The sequence below is a fragment of the Pseudomonas sp. THAF187a genome (assembly GCF_009363395.1).
GTDB lineage: Bacteria > Pseudomonadota > Gammaproteobacteria > Pseudomonadales > Pseudomonadaceae > Aquipseudomonas > Aquipseudomonas khazarica.
Genome location: NZ_CP045349.1, coordinates 3903015 through 3916348 on the forward strand (window position 1 = coordinate 3903015; position 13334 = coordinate 3916348).

Annotated in this window: 16 protein-coding genes; 4 read left to right on the forward strand and 12 right to left on the reverse strand. The window is 64.5% G+C overall.

Annotation, left to right across the window (positions count from 1 at the left end):
• Positions 1 to 4: 4 nt before the first annotated feature.
• Complete coding sequence (gene xerD / locus FIV02_RS18080) at positions 5 to 901, reverse strand: site-specific tyrosine recombinase XerD (protein ID WP_037049426.1); 897 nt, start codon at positions 899 to 901, stop codon at positions 5 to 7.
• A 207-nt stretch (positions 902 to 1108) separates the two neighbouring features.
• Here xerD and FIV02_RS18085 point away from each other — a divergent pair, with 207 nt between their 5' ends.
• Together FIV02_RS18085 and FIV02_RS18090 are read left to right on the forward strand one after the other, a co-directional pair.
• Positions 1109 to 2965 carry a sodium:proton antiporter gene (locus tag FIV02_RS18085; RefSeq protein ID WP_152489400.1) on the forward strand — a complete coding sequence of 619 codons (1857 nt, stop codon included), beginning with the start codon at positions 1109 to 1111 and terminating at the stop codon, positions 2963 to 2965.
• Positions 2966 to 3042: 77 nt separating this feature from the next.
• The gene (locus tag FIV02_RS18090) at positions 3043 to 3723 is read left to right on the forward strand and encodes a hypothetical protein (RefSeq protein WP_152489401.1); all 681 of its coding nucleotides are present in this window, start codon (positions 3043 to 3045) and stop codon (positions 3721 to 3723) included.
• A 12-nt stretch (positions 3724 to 3735) separates the two neighbouring features.
• Here FIV02_RS18090 and FIV02_RS18095 read toward each other — a convergent pair whose 3' ends face one another.
• The 6 genes from FIV02_RS18095 to ffh all read right to left on the reverse strand — a co-directional run bounded on the left by FIV02_RS18095 (position 3736) and on the right by ffh (position 7718).
• Complete coding sequence (locus FIV02_RS18095; RefSeq protein ID WP_037049434.1) at positions 3736 to 4149, reverse strand: acyl-CoA thioesterase; 414 nt, start codon at positions 4147 to 4149, stop codon at positions 3736 to 3738.
• Between the two features lie 112 nt (positions 4150 to 4261).
• Complete coding sequence (gene rplS, locus FIV02_RS18100) at positions 4262 to 4612, reverse strand: 50S ribosomal protein L19 (RefSeq protein ID WP_003246155.1); 351 nt, start codon at positions 4610 to 4612, stop codon at positions 4262 to 4264.
• Positions 4613 to 4654: 42 nt separating this feature from the next.
• Positions 4655 to 5398, reverse strand: a complete 744-nt coding sequence (gene trmD, locus FIV02_RS18105) for a tRNA (guanosine(37)-N1)-methyltransferase TrmD (RefSeq protein WP_037049436.1) — start codon at positions 5396 to 5398, stop codon at positions 4655 to 4657.
• A 5-nt stretch (positions 5399 to 5403) separates the two neighbouring features.
• A complete protein-coding gene (gene rimM / locus FIV02_RS18110) occupies positions 5404 to 5940 on the reverse strand; it encodes a ribosome maturation factor RimM (RefSeq protein WP_037049438.1) in 537 nt (178 codons plus the stop codon).
• A gap of 8 nt (positions 5941 to 5948) precedes the next feature.
• Positions 5949 to 6200, reverse strand: coding sequence for a 30S ribosomal protein S16 (rpsP, locus tag FIV02_RS18115; RefSeq protein ID WP_003246162.1), 252 nt, complete (start codon positions 6198 to 6200; stop codon positions 5949 to 5951).
• 141 nt (positions 6201 to 6341) lie between these two features.
• Positions 6342 to 7718, reverse strand: a complete 1377-nt coding sequence (ffh, locus tag FIV02_RS18120; RefSeq protein ID WP_037049441.1) for a signal recognition particle protein — start codon at positions 7716 to 7718, stop codon at positions 6342 to 6344.
• Between the two features lie 158 nt (positions 7719 to 7876).
• Between ffh and FIV02_RS18125 the strand changes: the two genes are divergently transcribed.
• Together FIV02_RS18125 and FIV02_RS18130 are read left to right on the forward strand one after the other, a co-directional pair.
• Positions 7877 to 8677 (forward strand): inner membrane protein YpjD, encoded by an 801-nt coding sequence (locus FIV02_RS18125; protein WP_037049443.1) that lies wholly within the window; start codon positions 7877 to 7879, stop codon positions 8675 to 8677.
• A 10-nt stretch (positions 8678 to 8687) separates the two neighbouring features.
• On the forward strand, positions 8688 to 9974 hold the full coding sequence (locus FIV02_RS18130) for an HlyC/CorC family transporter (protein ID WP_037049445.1): 1287 nt from the start codon (positions 8688 to 8690) through the stop codon (positions 9972 to 9974).
• On the opposite strand, the gene FIV02_RS18135 is transcribed toward FIV02_RS18130, so the two are convergent.
• Genes FIV02_RS18135 through FIV02_RS18155 form a run of 5 tightly spaced genes read right to left on the reverse strand, consistent with a single transcriptional unit; the run spans position 9946 to position 13209 of the window.
• Positions 9946 to 10680 carry an SGNH/GDSL hydrolase family protein gene (locus FIV02_RS18135; protein ID WP_152489402.1) on the reverse strand — a complete coding sequence of 245 codons (735 nt, stop codon included), beginning with the start codon at positions 10678 to 10680 and terminating at the stop codon, positions 9946 to 9948. The genes FIV02_RS18130 and FIV02_RS18135 overlap by 29 nt on opposite strands.
• Positions 10677 to 11858 (reverse strand): formate-dependent phosphoribosylglycinamide formyltransferase, encoded by a 1182-nt coding sequence (gene purT / locus FIV02_RS18140; RefSeq protein WP_047589954.1) that lies wholly within the window; start codon positions 11856 to 11858, stop codon positions 10677 to 10679. Before purT ends, FIV02_RS18135 begins: the two co-directional genes overlap by 4 nt.
• 21 nt (positions 11859 to 11879) lie before the next feature.
• On the reverse strand, positions 11880 to 12077 hold the full coding sequence (locus FIV02_RS18145; protein ID WP_047589956.1) for a DUF1289 domain-containing protein: 198 nt from the start codon (positions 12075 to 12077) through the stop codon (positions 11880 to 11882).
• A complete protein-coding gene (locus FIV02_RS18150) occupies positions 12070 to 12594 on the reverse strand; it encodes a gamma carbonic anhydrase family protein (RefSeq protein WP_037049457.1) in 525 nt (174 codons plus the stop codon). The genes FIV02_RS18145 and FIV02_RS18150 overlap by 8 nt, the downstream gene beginning before the upstream one ends.
• A gap of 12 nt (positions 12595 to 12606) precedes the next feature.
• A complete protein-coding gene (locus FIV02_RS18155) occupies positions 12607 to 13209 on the reverse strand; it encodes a CoA pyrophosphatase (protein WP_037049712.1) in 603 nt (200 codons plus the stop codon).
• Positions 13210 to 13334 lie beyond the last annotated feature (125 nt).

Consider the following 13334-nt stretch of genomic DNA (forward strand, 5'->3'; position numbering starts at 1 on the left):
GCGATCAGCCGCGCGGATGATGCTGGGCGTGCAGTTCCTGCAGACGCGCGCGGGCGATGTGGGTATAGATCTGCGTGGTGGACAGGTCGCTGTGCCCCAGCAGCATCTGCACCACGCGCAGATCGGCACCATGGTTGAGCAGGTGGGTAGCGAAGGCATGCCGCAGGGTATGCGGCGACAGTGCCTTGGCGATCCCCGCGACACGGGCCTGGTGCTTGATCCGGTGCCAGAAGGTCTGCCGGGTCATCTGCTCACCCCGCAGACTGGGAAACAGCACATCACTGGGCTTGCCACCGAGCAACAGCGGGCGCGCCTCGCGCGTGTAGCGCTCGATCCAGGCGATGGCCTCCTCGCCCAGCGGCACCAGGCGTTCCTTGCTGCCCTTGCCGAACACCCGCAACACCCCCTGGCGCAGATTGACCTGCTCAAGCGTCAGGCCCACCAGCTCGCTGACCCGCAACCCGCAGGCGTAGAGCACCTCGAGCATGGCGCGATCGCGCAGGCCGATGGGGTCGTCCAGATCGGGCGCCTGCAACAGGGCCTCGACATCGGCCTCCGACAGCGACTTGGGCAGCGGCCGACCGATCTGCGGCAGGTCGACCTGCAACGTCGGGTCTTCGCCGATCAGGGTCTCGCGCAGCAGGAAACGGTAGAACCCCCGCAGCCCGGACAGGAAGCGCGCCGTCGAGCGCGCCTGGTAGCCCTGTTCGAGGCGCCAGGCCAGGTGATCGAGAATCGCGTCGCGACCGATGTGCTGCAACGCCAGGCCACGCGCATCCAGCCAGGCGTTGAAGTGCTCCAGGTCGCTGCGATAGGCGGCCTGCGTATGGGCGGAGAGCCCCTTTTCCAACCACAACGCCTCGAGGAAGCGCTCGATCAGGGGATGAGTTAACGTTGACATCGACGACCCATGACAAAATGTGCCGCTAGTTTTCCACAGCCTCACCGCGATAGGGCAACTCTACAGCCGTGGGCGAGGCAACCAGCGCAAGGCAAGAACAGGCGAAGACGTGCAGTCTACCCGCTATGCAATGAGCACTTTGCGCCTGTTTTCGACGCTGTGATGGCCACGCAGGCAGTTTCCAGAAATACCAGATAGGGAGATTCGATGAGCGAAACACAGATCCTGCTGAGCCTGGGCGGCATCGGCCTGCTGGCACTGGCCAGCCAATGGCTGGCCTGGCGACTGCGCCTGCCGGCCATTCTGTTCCTGCTGTTCGGCGGTATTCTCGCCGGCCCCCTGCTGGGTCTGCTCGACCCACAGGAGCTGTTCGGCCCGTTGCTGTTTCCCTTCATCTCGCTGGCCGTCGCCCTGATCCTGTTCGAAGGCAGCCTGACCCTGCACCTCTCCGAATGGCGCGAGATCGGCAAGGTCGTGCATCGCCTGGTGACCCTCGGCGCCCTGCTCACCTGGGCCGTGATCAGCCTGGCCAGCCACTACCTGCTGGGCTTCGCCTGGGACCTCGCCCTGCTGTTCGGCACCCTGACGCTGGTGACCGGCCCCACGGTGATCGCCCCGATGCTGCGCGTGGTTCGCCCCACGTCGGCAGTCGCCAACATCCTGCGCTGGGAAGGCATCGTCATCGACCCCATCGGCGCCCTGCTGGCGGTGGTGACCTTCGCCTTCATCGTCAGCTACGGCGAGGGCAATGCGCTGAGCGAGAGCCTCAGCACCTTCGCCGCGGTGATCGCCTGCGGCAGCCTGCTCGGCGCCGCCGCCGGCTGGGCCTTCGGTATCGTCCTGCGCCGTCGCTGGCTGCCGGAGTACCTGCACAACTTCGCCTCGCTGGCCGCCGTGCTGGGCATCTTCATCGCCGCCAACCTGCTGGTGCACGAGTCCGGCCTGCTGGCGGTGACGATCATGGGCATGTGGCTGGCCAACATGCGCGGCGTGGACATCCGCCCGATCCTGCATTTCAAGGAGAACCTCAGCGTGCTGCTGATCTCCGGCCTGTTCATCATCCTCGCCGCCCGGCTGGACCTCTACGCCCTGCTGGCCCTGGGGCCGGCGACGCTGGTGCTGCTCGCCGTGATCCAGCTGATCGCCCGGCCGCTGAACATCCTCGCCTGCACACTGGGCTCGAGCCTGAACTGGCGTGAACGCGCCCTGCTGGCCTGGATCGCCCCGCGCGGCATCGTCGCCGCAGCGGTCTCGGCGATCTTCGCCCTGCGCCTGGAGCAGCAGGGGAACGAACAGGCCCAGCTGCTGGTGCCACTGACCTTCCTGGTCATCATCGGCACCGTGGTGCTGCAAAGCGCCACGGCACGCCCGCTGGCGCGCCTGCTGAAGGTGACGGAACCCTCGCCGAGCGGCTTCCTGATCGTCGGTGCCAACCCGGTCGCCCGGGCAGTGGGCAAGGCCATCCAGGGGCTCGGCAGCCAGGTCCTGCTGACCGACTCGAGCTGGGAGAACATCCGCGCCGCGCGCATGGCCGGATTGCCCACCTACTTCGGCAACCCGACCTCGCAACACGCCGAAGCGCACCTGGACCTGGTCGGCCTCGGCCACCTGCTGGCACTGGCGCCGTCGGCGGAGCTGAACGCCCTGGCCTGCATGCATTTCCGCCATGACTTCCCGAGGAACCGGCGCTTCACCCTGCCCACCAGCGCCGACGGCAGGCGCAGCGACAAGCATCGCAGCAGCGATGAAGTACGGGGCACGGCGATCGGCAGCCAGGCGCTGAGCTATCCTCAATTCGCCAGCCGGCTGGCGCGTGGCGACGAGGTCCGCAGCACCACCCTGAGCGAGACCTTCGACTGGGATGCCTACACCGCGCTGTACGGCAAACGCGCGACCCTGCTGCTGGCCCGCGCACCCAACGGCTGGCTGCACATCGCCACCCAGCCGCTGACCTTCACACCCGGCACGGGCTGGACGCTGATGGCACTTATCGAAACAGAGGAAACAGCACCTGCCGCACCCGTAGAGGAACAACCCGCGGCCACGGGACCGACTGCGGGGTAGCCTATCTTTGGTTGGGTGACAGACAGGGATGTCACACCCATGATTCCACCATGCCATCACACACTTGGTAGCCCGTCATGTCCCAGCACGTCAACTCTCGACTCGGCCAGATACTGATCAACAAGGGACTGATCAGCAGCGCGCAGCTGGATGCTGCCATCAAGGTACAGCTGACCAGCCACAAGCGCCTCGGCGAGGTGCTGGTGGAACAAGGTCTGCTGACCCAGAAGCAACTGGGCAAGGCGCTGAAGAAGCAGAGCAACCTGCGCCTCGCCGCCACCCTGGTGGCCGCGCTGATGACCCCCTTTCAGATGGCCAGCGCCGACATCCAGCGCCTGCAGCCCCCCAGCAGCATCAGCCAGGAAGAAACGCCGCGAGGCATGCAGTCACTGAGCGACAGCGAGATGAGCGAGGTCAGCGCGCAGGGCCTGGACGACGCGCTGCAGGGGCTGCTGCTGCGTGCGGAAAGCGGCGACGGACTGGGCACGGTCAAGCAGCTGGCCAAGCTGGTGATGCCGGTACTCGACAACCTGGACGCCGAAACCCGTCTGAGCGACGTGCGCTACGACACCGGCAAGCTGCGCTCGACGCTGAACAACGACGGTTCGTTCAACGTCAACCTGCCCAGCTCGATCGGTGAGCTGCGCTTCGACAACATCCGGGTCAAGGACGCCCCTGCCGGGCAGAGCTTCGGCAACCTGAGCCTGCACAACATCGACCTGTCGCAGGCCAGCCTGAAAGTCAGCCTGCGCCCCTGAGCCGCTGCACGCCTACTGCGCGAAGCCCGGCAGCACCGGCACCGGCTTCTGCTGCTCGTCGACGGCGACGAAGCTGAAGCTGCCGCTGATGGCCCGCTCGCGCCCCTCCTGGTAAAGGCCCTCGACGAACACCTCGACCTCCACCTTGAGGCTGGTGTTGCCAACCTTGACCACCCGACCGATCAACTCGACGATCGACCCCGCCGGGATCGCATGCTTGAAATCGATACGATCGCTGGACACGGTCACCAGCGGCAGGCGGCAGAAACGCGTGGCGGCGATGAACGACACCTCGTCCATCCAGGCCAGCGCCGTGCCGCCGAACAGGGTGTTGTGATGGTTGGTGGTCGGCGGGAACACCGCCTTGGTCACGCGGGTTTCCGACAACTGGGTACGCCGCTGGATTTCCTGCTCTCTCGGGGTCATGCCACGACTGCTCATTCTATGGATGGACCTGGCCACGAAACCCATCGGTCAACGCGGCCCAGAAACGAAAAAAGCAGCCCGTAGGCTGCTTTTTTCAGAGAAGCGTCCGAACTTAGGACAGCTTTTCCTTGATGCGCGCGGCTTTGCCGGACAGGTCGCGCAGGTAGTACAGCTTGGCCTTGCGCACGTCACCGCGACGCTTGACGCTCAGGCTGTCGACCAGCGGGGAGTAGGTCTGGAAGGTACGCTCGACGCCTACACCGCTGGAGATCTTGCGCACGGTGAAAGCGCTGTTCAGGCCACGGTTACGCTTGGCGATAACGACGCCTTCGAAGGCCTGCAGACGCTGACGGTCGCCTTCCTTCACTTTCACTTGCACGACAACGGTGTCGCCCGGTGCGAAAGTCGGGATTTCTTTGTTCATCTGCTCGGCTTCGAGCATCTGGATAATCTTGTTGGTCATGCTGCGCTCCTAAGACAAGCCTCCCGGCCTGCCATCGATACGTTAACTATCGTCCCGCTGGCGGATGTATTCCTCCAGCAGCTTCTTCTCTTCTCCAGAAAGCGAGCGGCTATCCAGAAGATCAGCGCGACGTTCCCAGGTCCGACCAAGGGACTGCTGCAAACGCCAGCGCCGGATGTGTTCGTGGTTGCCACTAAGCAACACGTCAGGAACACGTTTATCCGCATACACCTCCGGTCGGGTGTAGTGCGGGCAGTCGAGCAGGCCATCCGTAAAGGAGTCCTCCTCGGCCGAATCGGCATGACCCAATGCACCAGGCAAAAGGCGCGTCACCGCATCGATCAGCACCATGGCCGGCAGCTCACCGCCGGACAGGACGTAGTCGCCAATCGACCATTCCTCATCGACATGCGTCTCGATGAAACGCTCGTCGATGCCTTCATAACGACCGGCGATCAGGATCAGTGCATCCTCCTGCGCCAGCTCGCGGACCGCCGCCTGATTCAGACGACGCCCCTGCGGCGACAGGTAAATCACCTTCGCCGTCTCCCCCGCGGCTTGCCTGGCGCTGGCCAGGGCATCCTCGAGAGGCTTGATCTTCATCACCATCCCCGGGCCACCGCCGAAGGGACGGTCATCCACCGTATGGTGGCGATCCGTTGTGTAGTCCCGCGGATTCCAGCAGTTGAGCTTGAGCAGCTCCTGCCTCACCGCACGACTGGTGATGCCGTACTCGCCAATGGCGGCGAACATCTCCGGGAACAGCGTGATGACTTCTACGCGCATGAGCCTTAGAAATCCGCATCCCAGTCGACCCGCATCTCGCCAGCGGCCAGGTCGATCGACAGCACGCATTGCTCCGTATAGGGCAACAGCCGCTCGCGATCATCCAGGCTGCCCGCACAGGCCTTGACCACCATCACATCGTTGGCACCGGTCTCGAACAAGTGGTCGATCACACCGAGCAACTGCCCTGCCTGATCGATGACCTTCAAGCCCTGCAACTGGTACCAGTAGAACTCACCTTCCTCCAGATCCGGCAGCTCGCTACGCGGCACGCAGATCTCGAAACCGGCGTAGCTACGCGCGACTTCGCGATCATCCAGACCCTTCAACTTGGCTACCAGCACCTTGCCTTGCAGGCGGCCGCTGGCCAGTTCCACTTTCTTTACCTCACCGTCACGCTTGAGCGTCCAGTTTCGGTAATCGAGCACGTTATCGATGGGATCGGTAAAGGAGTACACCTTCACTTCACCCCTGACGCCGTGCACCGAGACAATCTTGCCGAGAACGATCAGGTCCTCGGCGACGGCCGGCGTCGTACTCATAAAGATGCTTAGGCAGCAGCCTTGGCAGCTTCCTTGAGCAGCTGAGCAACACGCTCAGACGGCTGAGCGCCCTGGCCCAGCCAGTAGGTCGCACGCTCCTGGTCGACGGACAGACGCACTTCGCCACCGGCAGCGATCGGGTTGAAGAAACCGATACGCTCAACGAAACGACCATCGCGCGCATTGCGGCTGTTGGTCACGGTCAGGTGGTAGAAGGGGCGCTTTTTGGAGCCGCCACGAGCAAGACGGATGGTTACCATGTGAACATCGTTCCTATAGTCGGTGCTAACTTGAGGCACACATTAAAAATGGGCCTGGGCCCGAAAGGCCGCATATTTTAAGGATTATGCGGCGGTTTGCAAATCTCTTTTTCCAGCCGGCCATCGACCGGGCTGCAGAGATCAGAATTTCGGCATGCCGCCGCCGGGCAACATGCCGCCCATGCCGCGCATCATCTTGGCCATGCCGCCCTTGGCGGTGAATTTCTTCATCATCTTCTGCATCTGCTTGTGCTGCTTGATCAGACGCCCGATGTCCTGCACCTGGGTGCCGGAACCCTGCGCGATACGGCGCTTGCGCGAACCGCTGATCATCTCCGGGTCACGTCGCTCGGCAGGCGTCATCGAGTTGATGATCGCCTCCATCTGCTTGAATTGCTTCTCGGCTGCGCCCTGGGCGTTGCCCATCTGCGACAGGTTGACGCCGCCGATGGACGGCAGCTTGTCCATCAGGCCGCCAAGGCCGCCCATGTTCTTCATCTGCTGCAGCTGGTCGCGGAAGTCTTCGAGATCGAAGCCCTTGCCCTTCTTCAGCTTCTTGGTGAGTTTCTCGGCCTTCTCGCGGTCGAGGGTCTGCTCGGCCTGCTCGATGAGGCTGAGCACGTCGCCCATGCCGAGGATGCGCGAGGCGATACGATCAGGGTGGAAAGGCTCGAGCGCATCGCTCTTCTCGCCCATACCGATGAACTTGATCGGCTTGCCGGTGATATGTCGCACCGACAGCGCGGCACCGCCACGGGCGTCGCCGTCGACCTTGGTCAGCACCACGCCGGTCAGCGGCAGCGCGTCGCTGAACGCCTTGGCCGTGTTGGCGGCATCCTGGCCGGTCATGGCATCGACCACGAACAGCGTCTCCACCGGCTTGACCGCCGCGTGCAGCGCCTGGATCTCGGCCATCATCTCGGCGTCGACGGCCAGGCGACCGGCGGTATCGAGGATGACCACGTCGATGAACTTGAGCTTGGCCTCGCGGATCGCCGCGTTGGCGATGTCCACCGGCTTCTGGCTGGCATCGGAGGGGAAGAAGGTGACGTCGAGGTCGCCAGCCAGGGTTTCCAGCTGCTTGATCGCCGCCGGACGATAGACGTCGGCAGAGACCAGCAACACCGACTTCTTCTTGCGCTCCTTGAGGAACTTGGCCAGCTTGCCGGCGGTGGTGGTCTTGCCCGCACCCTGCAGACCAGCCATCAGCACCACGGCAGGCGGCGCGGCATTCAGCGCCAGGTCCTCGTTGGCCGCGCCCATCAGCTCTTCCAGCTCGGCGCGGACGATCTTCACGAAGGCCTGGCCCGGGGTCAGGCTCTTGGACACCTCGGTGCCGACGGCGCGTTCCTTGACCTTGCCGACGAACTCCTTGACCACCGGCAAAGCCACGTCGGCTTCGAGCAGCGCCATGCGCACTTCGCGCAGGGTGTCCTTGATGTTGTCTTCGGTCAGCTTGGCCTTGCCCGTGACGTTACGCAGCGTCTGGGACAGGCGATCGGTAAGATTTTCGAACATGCGCGTTCCTTGAATAGGGTGCGACCCGGCGTACCGGATGTGCGACAAGCGGCGGATTATAGCGAAGTCGCCGAGCGGCCGACACCGCCGCCAGTCTTTCGTGCCGATACCCTTCTGTGCCACACTCAGCGCCTTTCGGGCTCGCCTTACACGGATTTATGCACCCTCTGTTGCCCAGTCTTGCCGCCGCCTTCCTTTATGCCGGCGCCACTGCTTATCAAGGGCTGCGCCTGACCAAGCGCAGCATCCCGGACAAACGCCTGCTGGTAGCGCTCGGTACGCTTGCCCTGTGCCTGCATGTCGTCAGCCTGTTCTTCCAGCTGTATGACGCCCACGGCCTGAACCTGGACTTCTTCAACGCCGCCAGCCTCATCGCCTGCGCCGTCATCGCCCTGATCCTCCTGGCCTGCGCACGCATTCCGGTGGAGAACCTGCTGTTGCTGCTGTTTCCGCTCGGCACCCTGACGGTGCTGGCGGCGGAGTTCATTCCCAGCGGCACCATCAATCCGATCGACGAACACCCCGGCATCCTCGCCCACATCCTGTTCTCGATCCTGGCCTACGGCATGCTGACCATCGCCGTGTTCCAGTCGGTCCTGCTGCTGCTGCAGGACTACCAGCTCAAGCACAAGCATCCATCTGGGCTCATCCGCAACTTCCCGCCGCTGCAGACCATGGAGAGCCTGCTGTTCGGCTTCCTCTTCGCGGGCTGGCTGCTGCTGTCGCTGTCGCTGCTGTCCGGCGCGCTGTACATCGACGACCTGTTCGCCCAGCACCTGGCGCACAAGACCATCCTGTCCTGCTTCGCCTGGGTGGTGTTCGCCGTTCTGCTCTGGGGTCGCCACCAGCTCGGCTGGCGCGGCCACAAGGCCATTCGCTGGACCCTCGCAGGGTTCTGCCTGCTGATGCTGGCCTACTTCGGCAGCAAGCTGGTACGCGAATTCATCCTGCATATCTGAGGCAGCCGTCGTGGACGACCTTCATTCGAGCTATCTGCTCGGCCTGCTGATTTTCCTCATCCTCTGCTCGGCGTTCTTCTCCAGCTCCGAGACCGGCATGCTCAGCCTCAACCGCTACCGGCTCAAGCACCTGGCCAAGGAAGGACACAGTGGCGCCCGCCGTGTCACCCGCCTGCTCGACCGGCCCGACCGCATGCTCGGCACCATCCTGGTCGGCAACAACGTGGTGAACATCCTCGCGGCCTCCATCGCCACCGTACTGGCCGTGGACATGTGGGGCGAAGCCGGGATCGCCATCGCGACGGCCGGCCTGACCATCGTCGTACTGATTTTCGGCGAGATCACCCCCAAGACCCTGGCGGCGCTGCGCCCCGAGCTGGTGGCCTTCCCCGCCAGCCGCGTACTGAGCCTGCTGCAACGCGTGCTCTATCCCGTGGTCTGGCTGACAGGCGTGATCAGCAACGGCCTGCTGCGCCTGTTCGGCGTCGACCCGGCGCAGCGCGCCAGTGACAGCCTGTCCACCGAGGAACTGCGCAGCGTGGTGCGCGAGTCCGGTTCCGAGCTGCCGAAGAATCGCCAGAACATGCTGCTGGGCATCCTCGATCTGGAGCGGGTCACGGTCGACGACATCATGATCCCGCGCAACGAAGTCGCCGGCATCGACCTCGACGACGACCTGGAAAGCATCGTCGGCCAGCTGCGCAGCACACCGCACACCCGGCTGCCGGTATTCCGCGGCGACATCAACCAGATCGAGGGCGTGGTGCACATGCGCCAGATCGCCCGCCTGCTGAGCCACAACCAGCTGACCAAGGAAGCCCTGCTCGCGGCCTGCCACGAACCCTACTTCGTGCCGGAGAACACGCCGCTGTCGACCCAGCTGATCAACTTCCAGAAGCAGAAGCGCCGCATCGGCATCGTCGTCGACGAGTACGGCGACGTGATCGGCATCGTCACTCTGGAGGACATCCTCGAGGAAATCGTCGGTGACTTCAGTAACCAGGACAGCCTGCGCAGCCCGGATATCCACCCGCAGGAAGACGGCACCCTGGTCATCGATGGCGCCGCCTACATCCGCGAAGTGAACAAGACCCTCGGCTGGCACCTGCCCAGCGACGGCCCCAAGACCCTCAACGGCCTGATCACCGAAGCGCTGGAGAGCATCCCCGACAGCAGCGTCTGCCTGAAGATCGGCCCCTACCGCCTGGAAATCCTCCAGGCGGCGGAAAACCGCGTGAAGAGCGTGCGTGTCTGGCAGGTGGAAAAGGTCAAGACGGACGCTGCAGCAGCGGACTGAGTCGCCTGGCGAGGCCCTCGCCCCATACCCGATAGCCCAATGCCGAGGGGTGGTAACCATCCTCGGCCAGGTAGCGCGCCTCGAACGGCAGATCCAGTGCGCAATGCAGCGCCCCAGAACGCTGCGTCAGCGCTTGCAGCTCACGGTCCAGCAGACTCGCCCGCCAGCCCATCAACTGACGCAACAGCCAGGGCAACGCCGTGAAGTGCCGCAGGGGCGGCACGGCGCTGAACGCCACGTGACAGCCCTGCGCCCGGAAAGCCTCGGCCATCTCGATCAGCGCCTGGTGCCAGCGCCTGGCCGGAGTGAGATGTGTGGTGTCGTTGACTCCGAAGACCAGCAGTACCAGATCAGCCGGCTCGGCCAATGCCTGCGGCAACAGGCGCTCACACGCCTGGCGCGCGGTGATGCCGTTCTCGCCACAGGCACGCCACTGCACCGGTCGCCCGAGGTGCTCGGCCAGCGCGGCAGCCAGGCAGCTTGCCAGCGCCTGATCGAAACCTCGCACACCGACGCCCGCCACGGTCGACTCGCCGATCAGCAGCAGGCGTAGCGGTTCACCCGGCCGATCGGCGGCCGCCAGTCCGCAAGGTTCACCCTGCGCCACGGGCAGGCGCAGGGCCGTGCGCCGCGTATGCACGGCCAACGGCAACGCGATGGGCAGCAATGGCAGAGTCGCCAGCCACCACAACGCGTGCCGGCTCACAGCTGGACGCGAACCGCTTGCGCGCTGCGCAGGGCCTTGGCCCGGGCAGCTTCGATGGACTCGTCGCGAGCCAGCGCCACGCCCATGCGGCGCTGCCCCTTGACCTCGGGCTTGCCGAACAGACGCAGCGCCGTGTCCTCTTCGCTCAGGGCGGCACCGAGGTTGGCGAAGCTGGCCTGCTGCGAGCTGCCCTCGACCAGGATCACCGCCGAAGCCGACGGCCCCATCTGGCGAATGAGCGGAATCGGCAGGCCGAGAATGGCCCGTGCATGCAGGGCGAACTCGGACAGCTCCTGGGAGATCAGGGTCACCAGGCCGGTGTCGTGCGGACGCGGTGACACCTCGCTGAACCAGACCTGGTCGCCCTTGACGAACAACTCGACGCCGAACAGGCCACGCCCACCGAGCGCCTCGGTCACCGCCAGCGCCACGCGCTCGGACTCGGCCAGTGCCTTCGGGCTCATCGGCTGCGGCTGCCAGGACTCCTGATAGTCACCACCCTCCTGGCGATGGCCGATCGGCGCGCAGAAGCTGGTGCCACCGGCATGACGCACGGTGAGCAGGGTGATCTCGTAGTCGAAATCGATGAAGCCCTCGACGATCACCCGGCCCTTGCCCGCACGCCCGCCTTCCTGGGCGTAGTCCCAGGATTTCTGCAGGTCGGCATCGCTGCGCAGCACGCTCTGGCCCTTGCCGGAGGAACTCATGATCGGCTTGACCACGCAGGGATAGCCGACGGACTTCACCGCAGCGGCGTAGTCCTCGTAGGTGTCGGAGAAATGATAGGGCGAGGTCGGCAGCCCCAGCTCTTCGGCCGCCAGGCGACGGATGCCTTCACGGTTCATGGTCAGTTGCGCCGCACGCGCGGTGGGCACCACGTTGAACCCCTCGGCCTCCAGCTCGACCAGCGTGGCGGTGGCGATGGCCTCGATTTCCGGGACGATGTAGTGCGGCTGCTCCTTCTCGATCACGGCACGCAGGGCGGCACCGTCGAGCATGTCGATCACGTGGGCGCGATGGGCGACCTGCATCGCCGGGGCGTTGGCGTAGCGGTCGACACCGATCACTTCACAACCCAGACGCTGCAGTTCGATGACCACTTCCTTGCCGAGCTCACCGCAACCACACAGCAGTACACGGGTCGCACTCGGCGATAGAGGGGTTCCAATACGGGGCATGAATGTTCCTCGAACAGTGAATCAGGAGGGGATCAGTAAATGGCCCGAAGCGCGGGCGCGCTCCAGGCAGCGTTGCAGCACCTCGCGGCGCTCGGCATTGTCCATGCGGCCCCAGCGGGTGATTTCGGCGGCCGTGCGCTGACAGCCGATGCAGATGTCCTGCTCGTCCAGCGCGCAGACATGCACGCAGGGAGAGCGCACGGGTTTCTCGTCATTCATCGTCAACGACCAGCTCTCGGGCATAGCGCTGGGCATTATGAACGTAATGGGCGGCACTGGCCTCCAGCATCTTCTTCTGCTGCTCGGTGAGCTCGCGCACCACCTTGCCCGGGCTGCCCATGACCAGGCTGCCATCGGGAATGACCTTGCCCTCGGGAATCAGGCTGTTGGCGCCGATGATGCAGTTCTTGCCAATCTTCGCGCCGTTGAGGATGACCGCATTGATGCCGATCAGGCTGTAATCGTCCACCGTGCAGCCGTGCATCATCACGTTGTGGCCTACGGTGACGCCCTTGCCCAGGGTCAGCGGAAAGCCCATGTCGGTGTGCATGACGGTGCCATCCTGCACGTTGCTGTTCTCACCGATGTGGATCAGCTCGTTGTCGCCACGCAGCACGGCGCCGAACCAGACGCTGGCCCCCGCGTCCAGACGAACCTTGCCGATCAGGTCGGCGCTGGGCGCGACCCAGCTTTCGGGATGGGCGTCGACACGGGAGCCTCCCAGGCGATATTTCATGCTCGTCAGTCCTCAGCGCAGGTGTATGAAGTGTTCGGGCGGCTGGTGCAGGGCAATCCCGGCGTCGTAGAGCAGGTTGACCAGCTCCACGACCATGATCGCCGTCAGCCCCCAGATGCGATATTGGTCATAGGTGTAGGACGGCACGTACCAGCTCTGCCCGAGGTAATCGATACGGTGAGTGACTTCACGCGGGTCGTTGCGGAAGAACTCCAGCGGCACGGAGAACACCGAGGCGATTTCCGCATCGTTGGCCTTGTACTCGACGTAATCGGGCACCAGCCCGACATAGGGCGTGACGCGAATGCCGTGACGCGACACCAGCGGGCTGAGCGGTCCGAGCACCTCCACGAGCCCCGGTGGCAGTCCCACCTCCTCCTCGGCCTCGCGCAGCGCGGTATGCACCAGGTCACGATCCTCCGGATCACGACGCCCACCGGGGAAGGCGACTTCACCGCCGTGGGTCGACAGCCCACTGGCGCGCAGGGTCAACACCAGTTCAGGTTCGTCGCTACGGGTGATGGGGACCAGCACTGCCGCCTCGGGGAAGCTGTGCCCGGCCTCCAGAGGGCGCGGTCGATAATCGCGCACGCGATGGAGCAACTCGTCCAGCATGGCCATACTCGGAGTCTTGTTTTGCCCGGCATCATGGCATGAAAGCGGCCGCACGCCCAACCCCGACGAAAGGGCTGGCCGGCCAGAATCGCGGGCTTGCCGGCCCGAACCAGGACCGCCAAGAT

What these genes read in the sequence shown, in the direction of transcription:
- rimM (WP_037049438.1), bottom strand. Translation starts at nt 5,940, where the DNA reads ATGAGTACGACGCCGGCCGTCGCCGAGGACCTGATCGTTCTCGGCAAG.
- rpsP (WP_003246162.1), bottom strand. Translation starts at nt 6,200, where the DNA reads ATGGTAACCATCCGTCTTGCTCGTGGCGGCTCCAAAAAGCGCCCCTTC.
- trmD (WP_037049436.1), bottom strand. Translation starts at nt 5,398, where the DNA reads ATGCGCGTAGAAGTCATCACGCTGTTCCCGGAGATGTTCGCCGCCATT.
- FIV02_RS18145 (WP_047589956.1), bottom strand. Translation starts at nt 12,077, where the DNA reads ATGAATGACGAGAAACCCGTGCGCTCTCCCTGCGTGCATGTCTGCGCG.
- purT (WP_047589954.1), bottom strand. Translation starts at nt 11,858, where the DNA reads ATGCCCCGTATTGGAACCCCTCTATCGCCGAGTGCGACCCGTGTACTG.
- FIV02_RS18155 (WP_037049712.1), bottom strand. Translation starts at nt 13,209, where the DNA reads ATGCTGGACGAGTTGCTCCATCGCGTGCGCGATTATCGACCGCGCCCT.
- FIV02_RS18125 (WP_037049443.1), top strand. Translation starts at nt 7,877, where the DNA reads ATGCACCCTCTGTTGCCCAGTCTTGCCGCCGCCTTCCTTTATGCCGGC.
- FIV02_RS18150 (WP_037049457.1), bottom strand. Translation starts at nt 12,594, where the DNA reads ATGAAATATCGCCTGGGAGGCTCCCGTGTCGACGCCCATCCCGAAAGC.
- FIV02_RS18085 (WP_152489400.1), top strand. Translation starts at nt 1,109, where the DNA reads ATGAGCGAAACACAGATCCTGCTGAGCCTGGGCGGCATCGGCCTGCTG.
- rplS (WP_003246155.1), bottom strand. Translation starts at nt 4,612, where the DNA reads ATGACCAACAAGATTATCCAGATGCTCGAAGCCGAGCAGATGAACAAA.
- FIV02_RS18095 (WP_037049434.1), bottom strand. Translation starts at nt 4,149, where the DNA reads ATGACCCCGAGAGAGCAGGAAATCCAGCGGCGTACCCAGTTGTCGGAA.
- xerD (WP_037049426.1), bottom strand. Translation starts at nt 901, where the DNA reads ATGTCAACGTTAACTCATCCCCTGATCGAGCGCTTCCTCGAGGCGTTG.
- FIV02_RS18090 (WP_152489401.1), top strand. Translation starts at nt 3,043, where the DNA reads ATGTCCCAGCACGTCAACTCTCGACTCGGCCAGATACTGATCAACAAG.
- ffh (WP_037049441.1), bottom strand. Translation starts at nt 7,718, where the DNA reads ATGTTCGAAAATCTTACCGATCGCCTGTCCCAGACGCTGCGTAACGTC.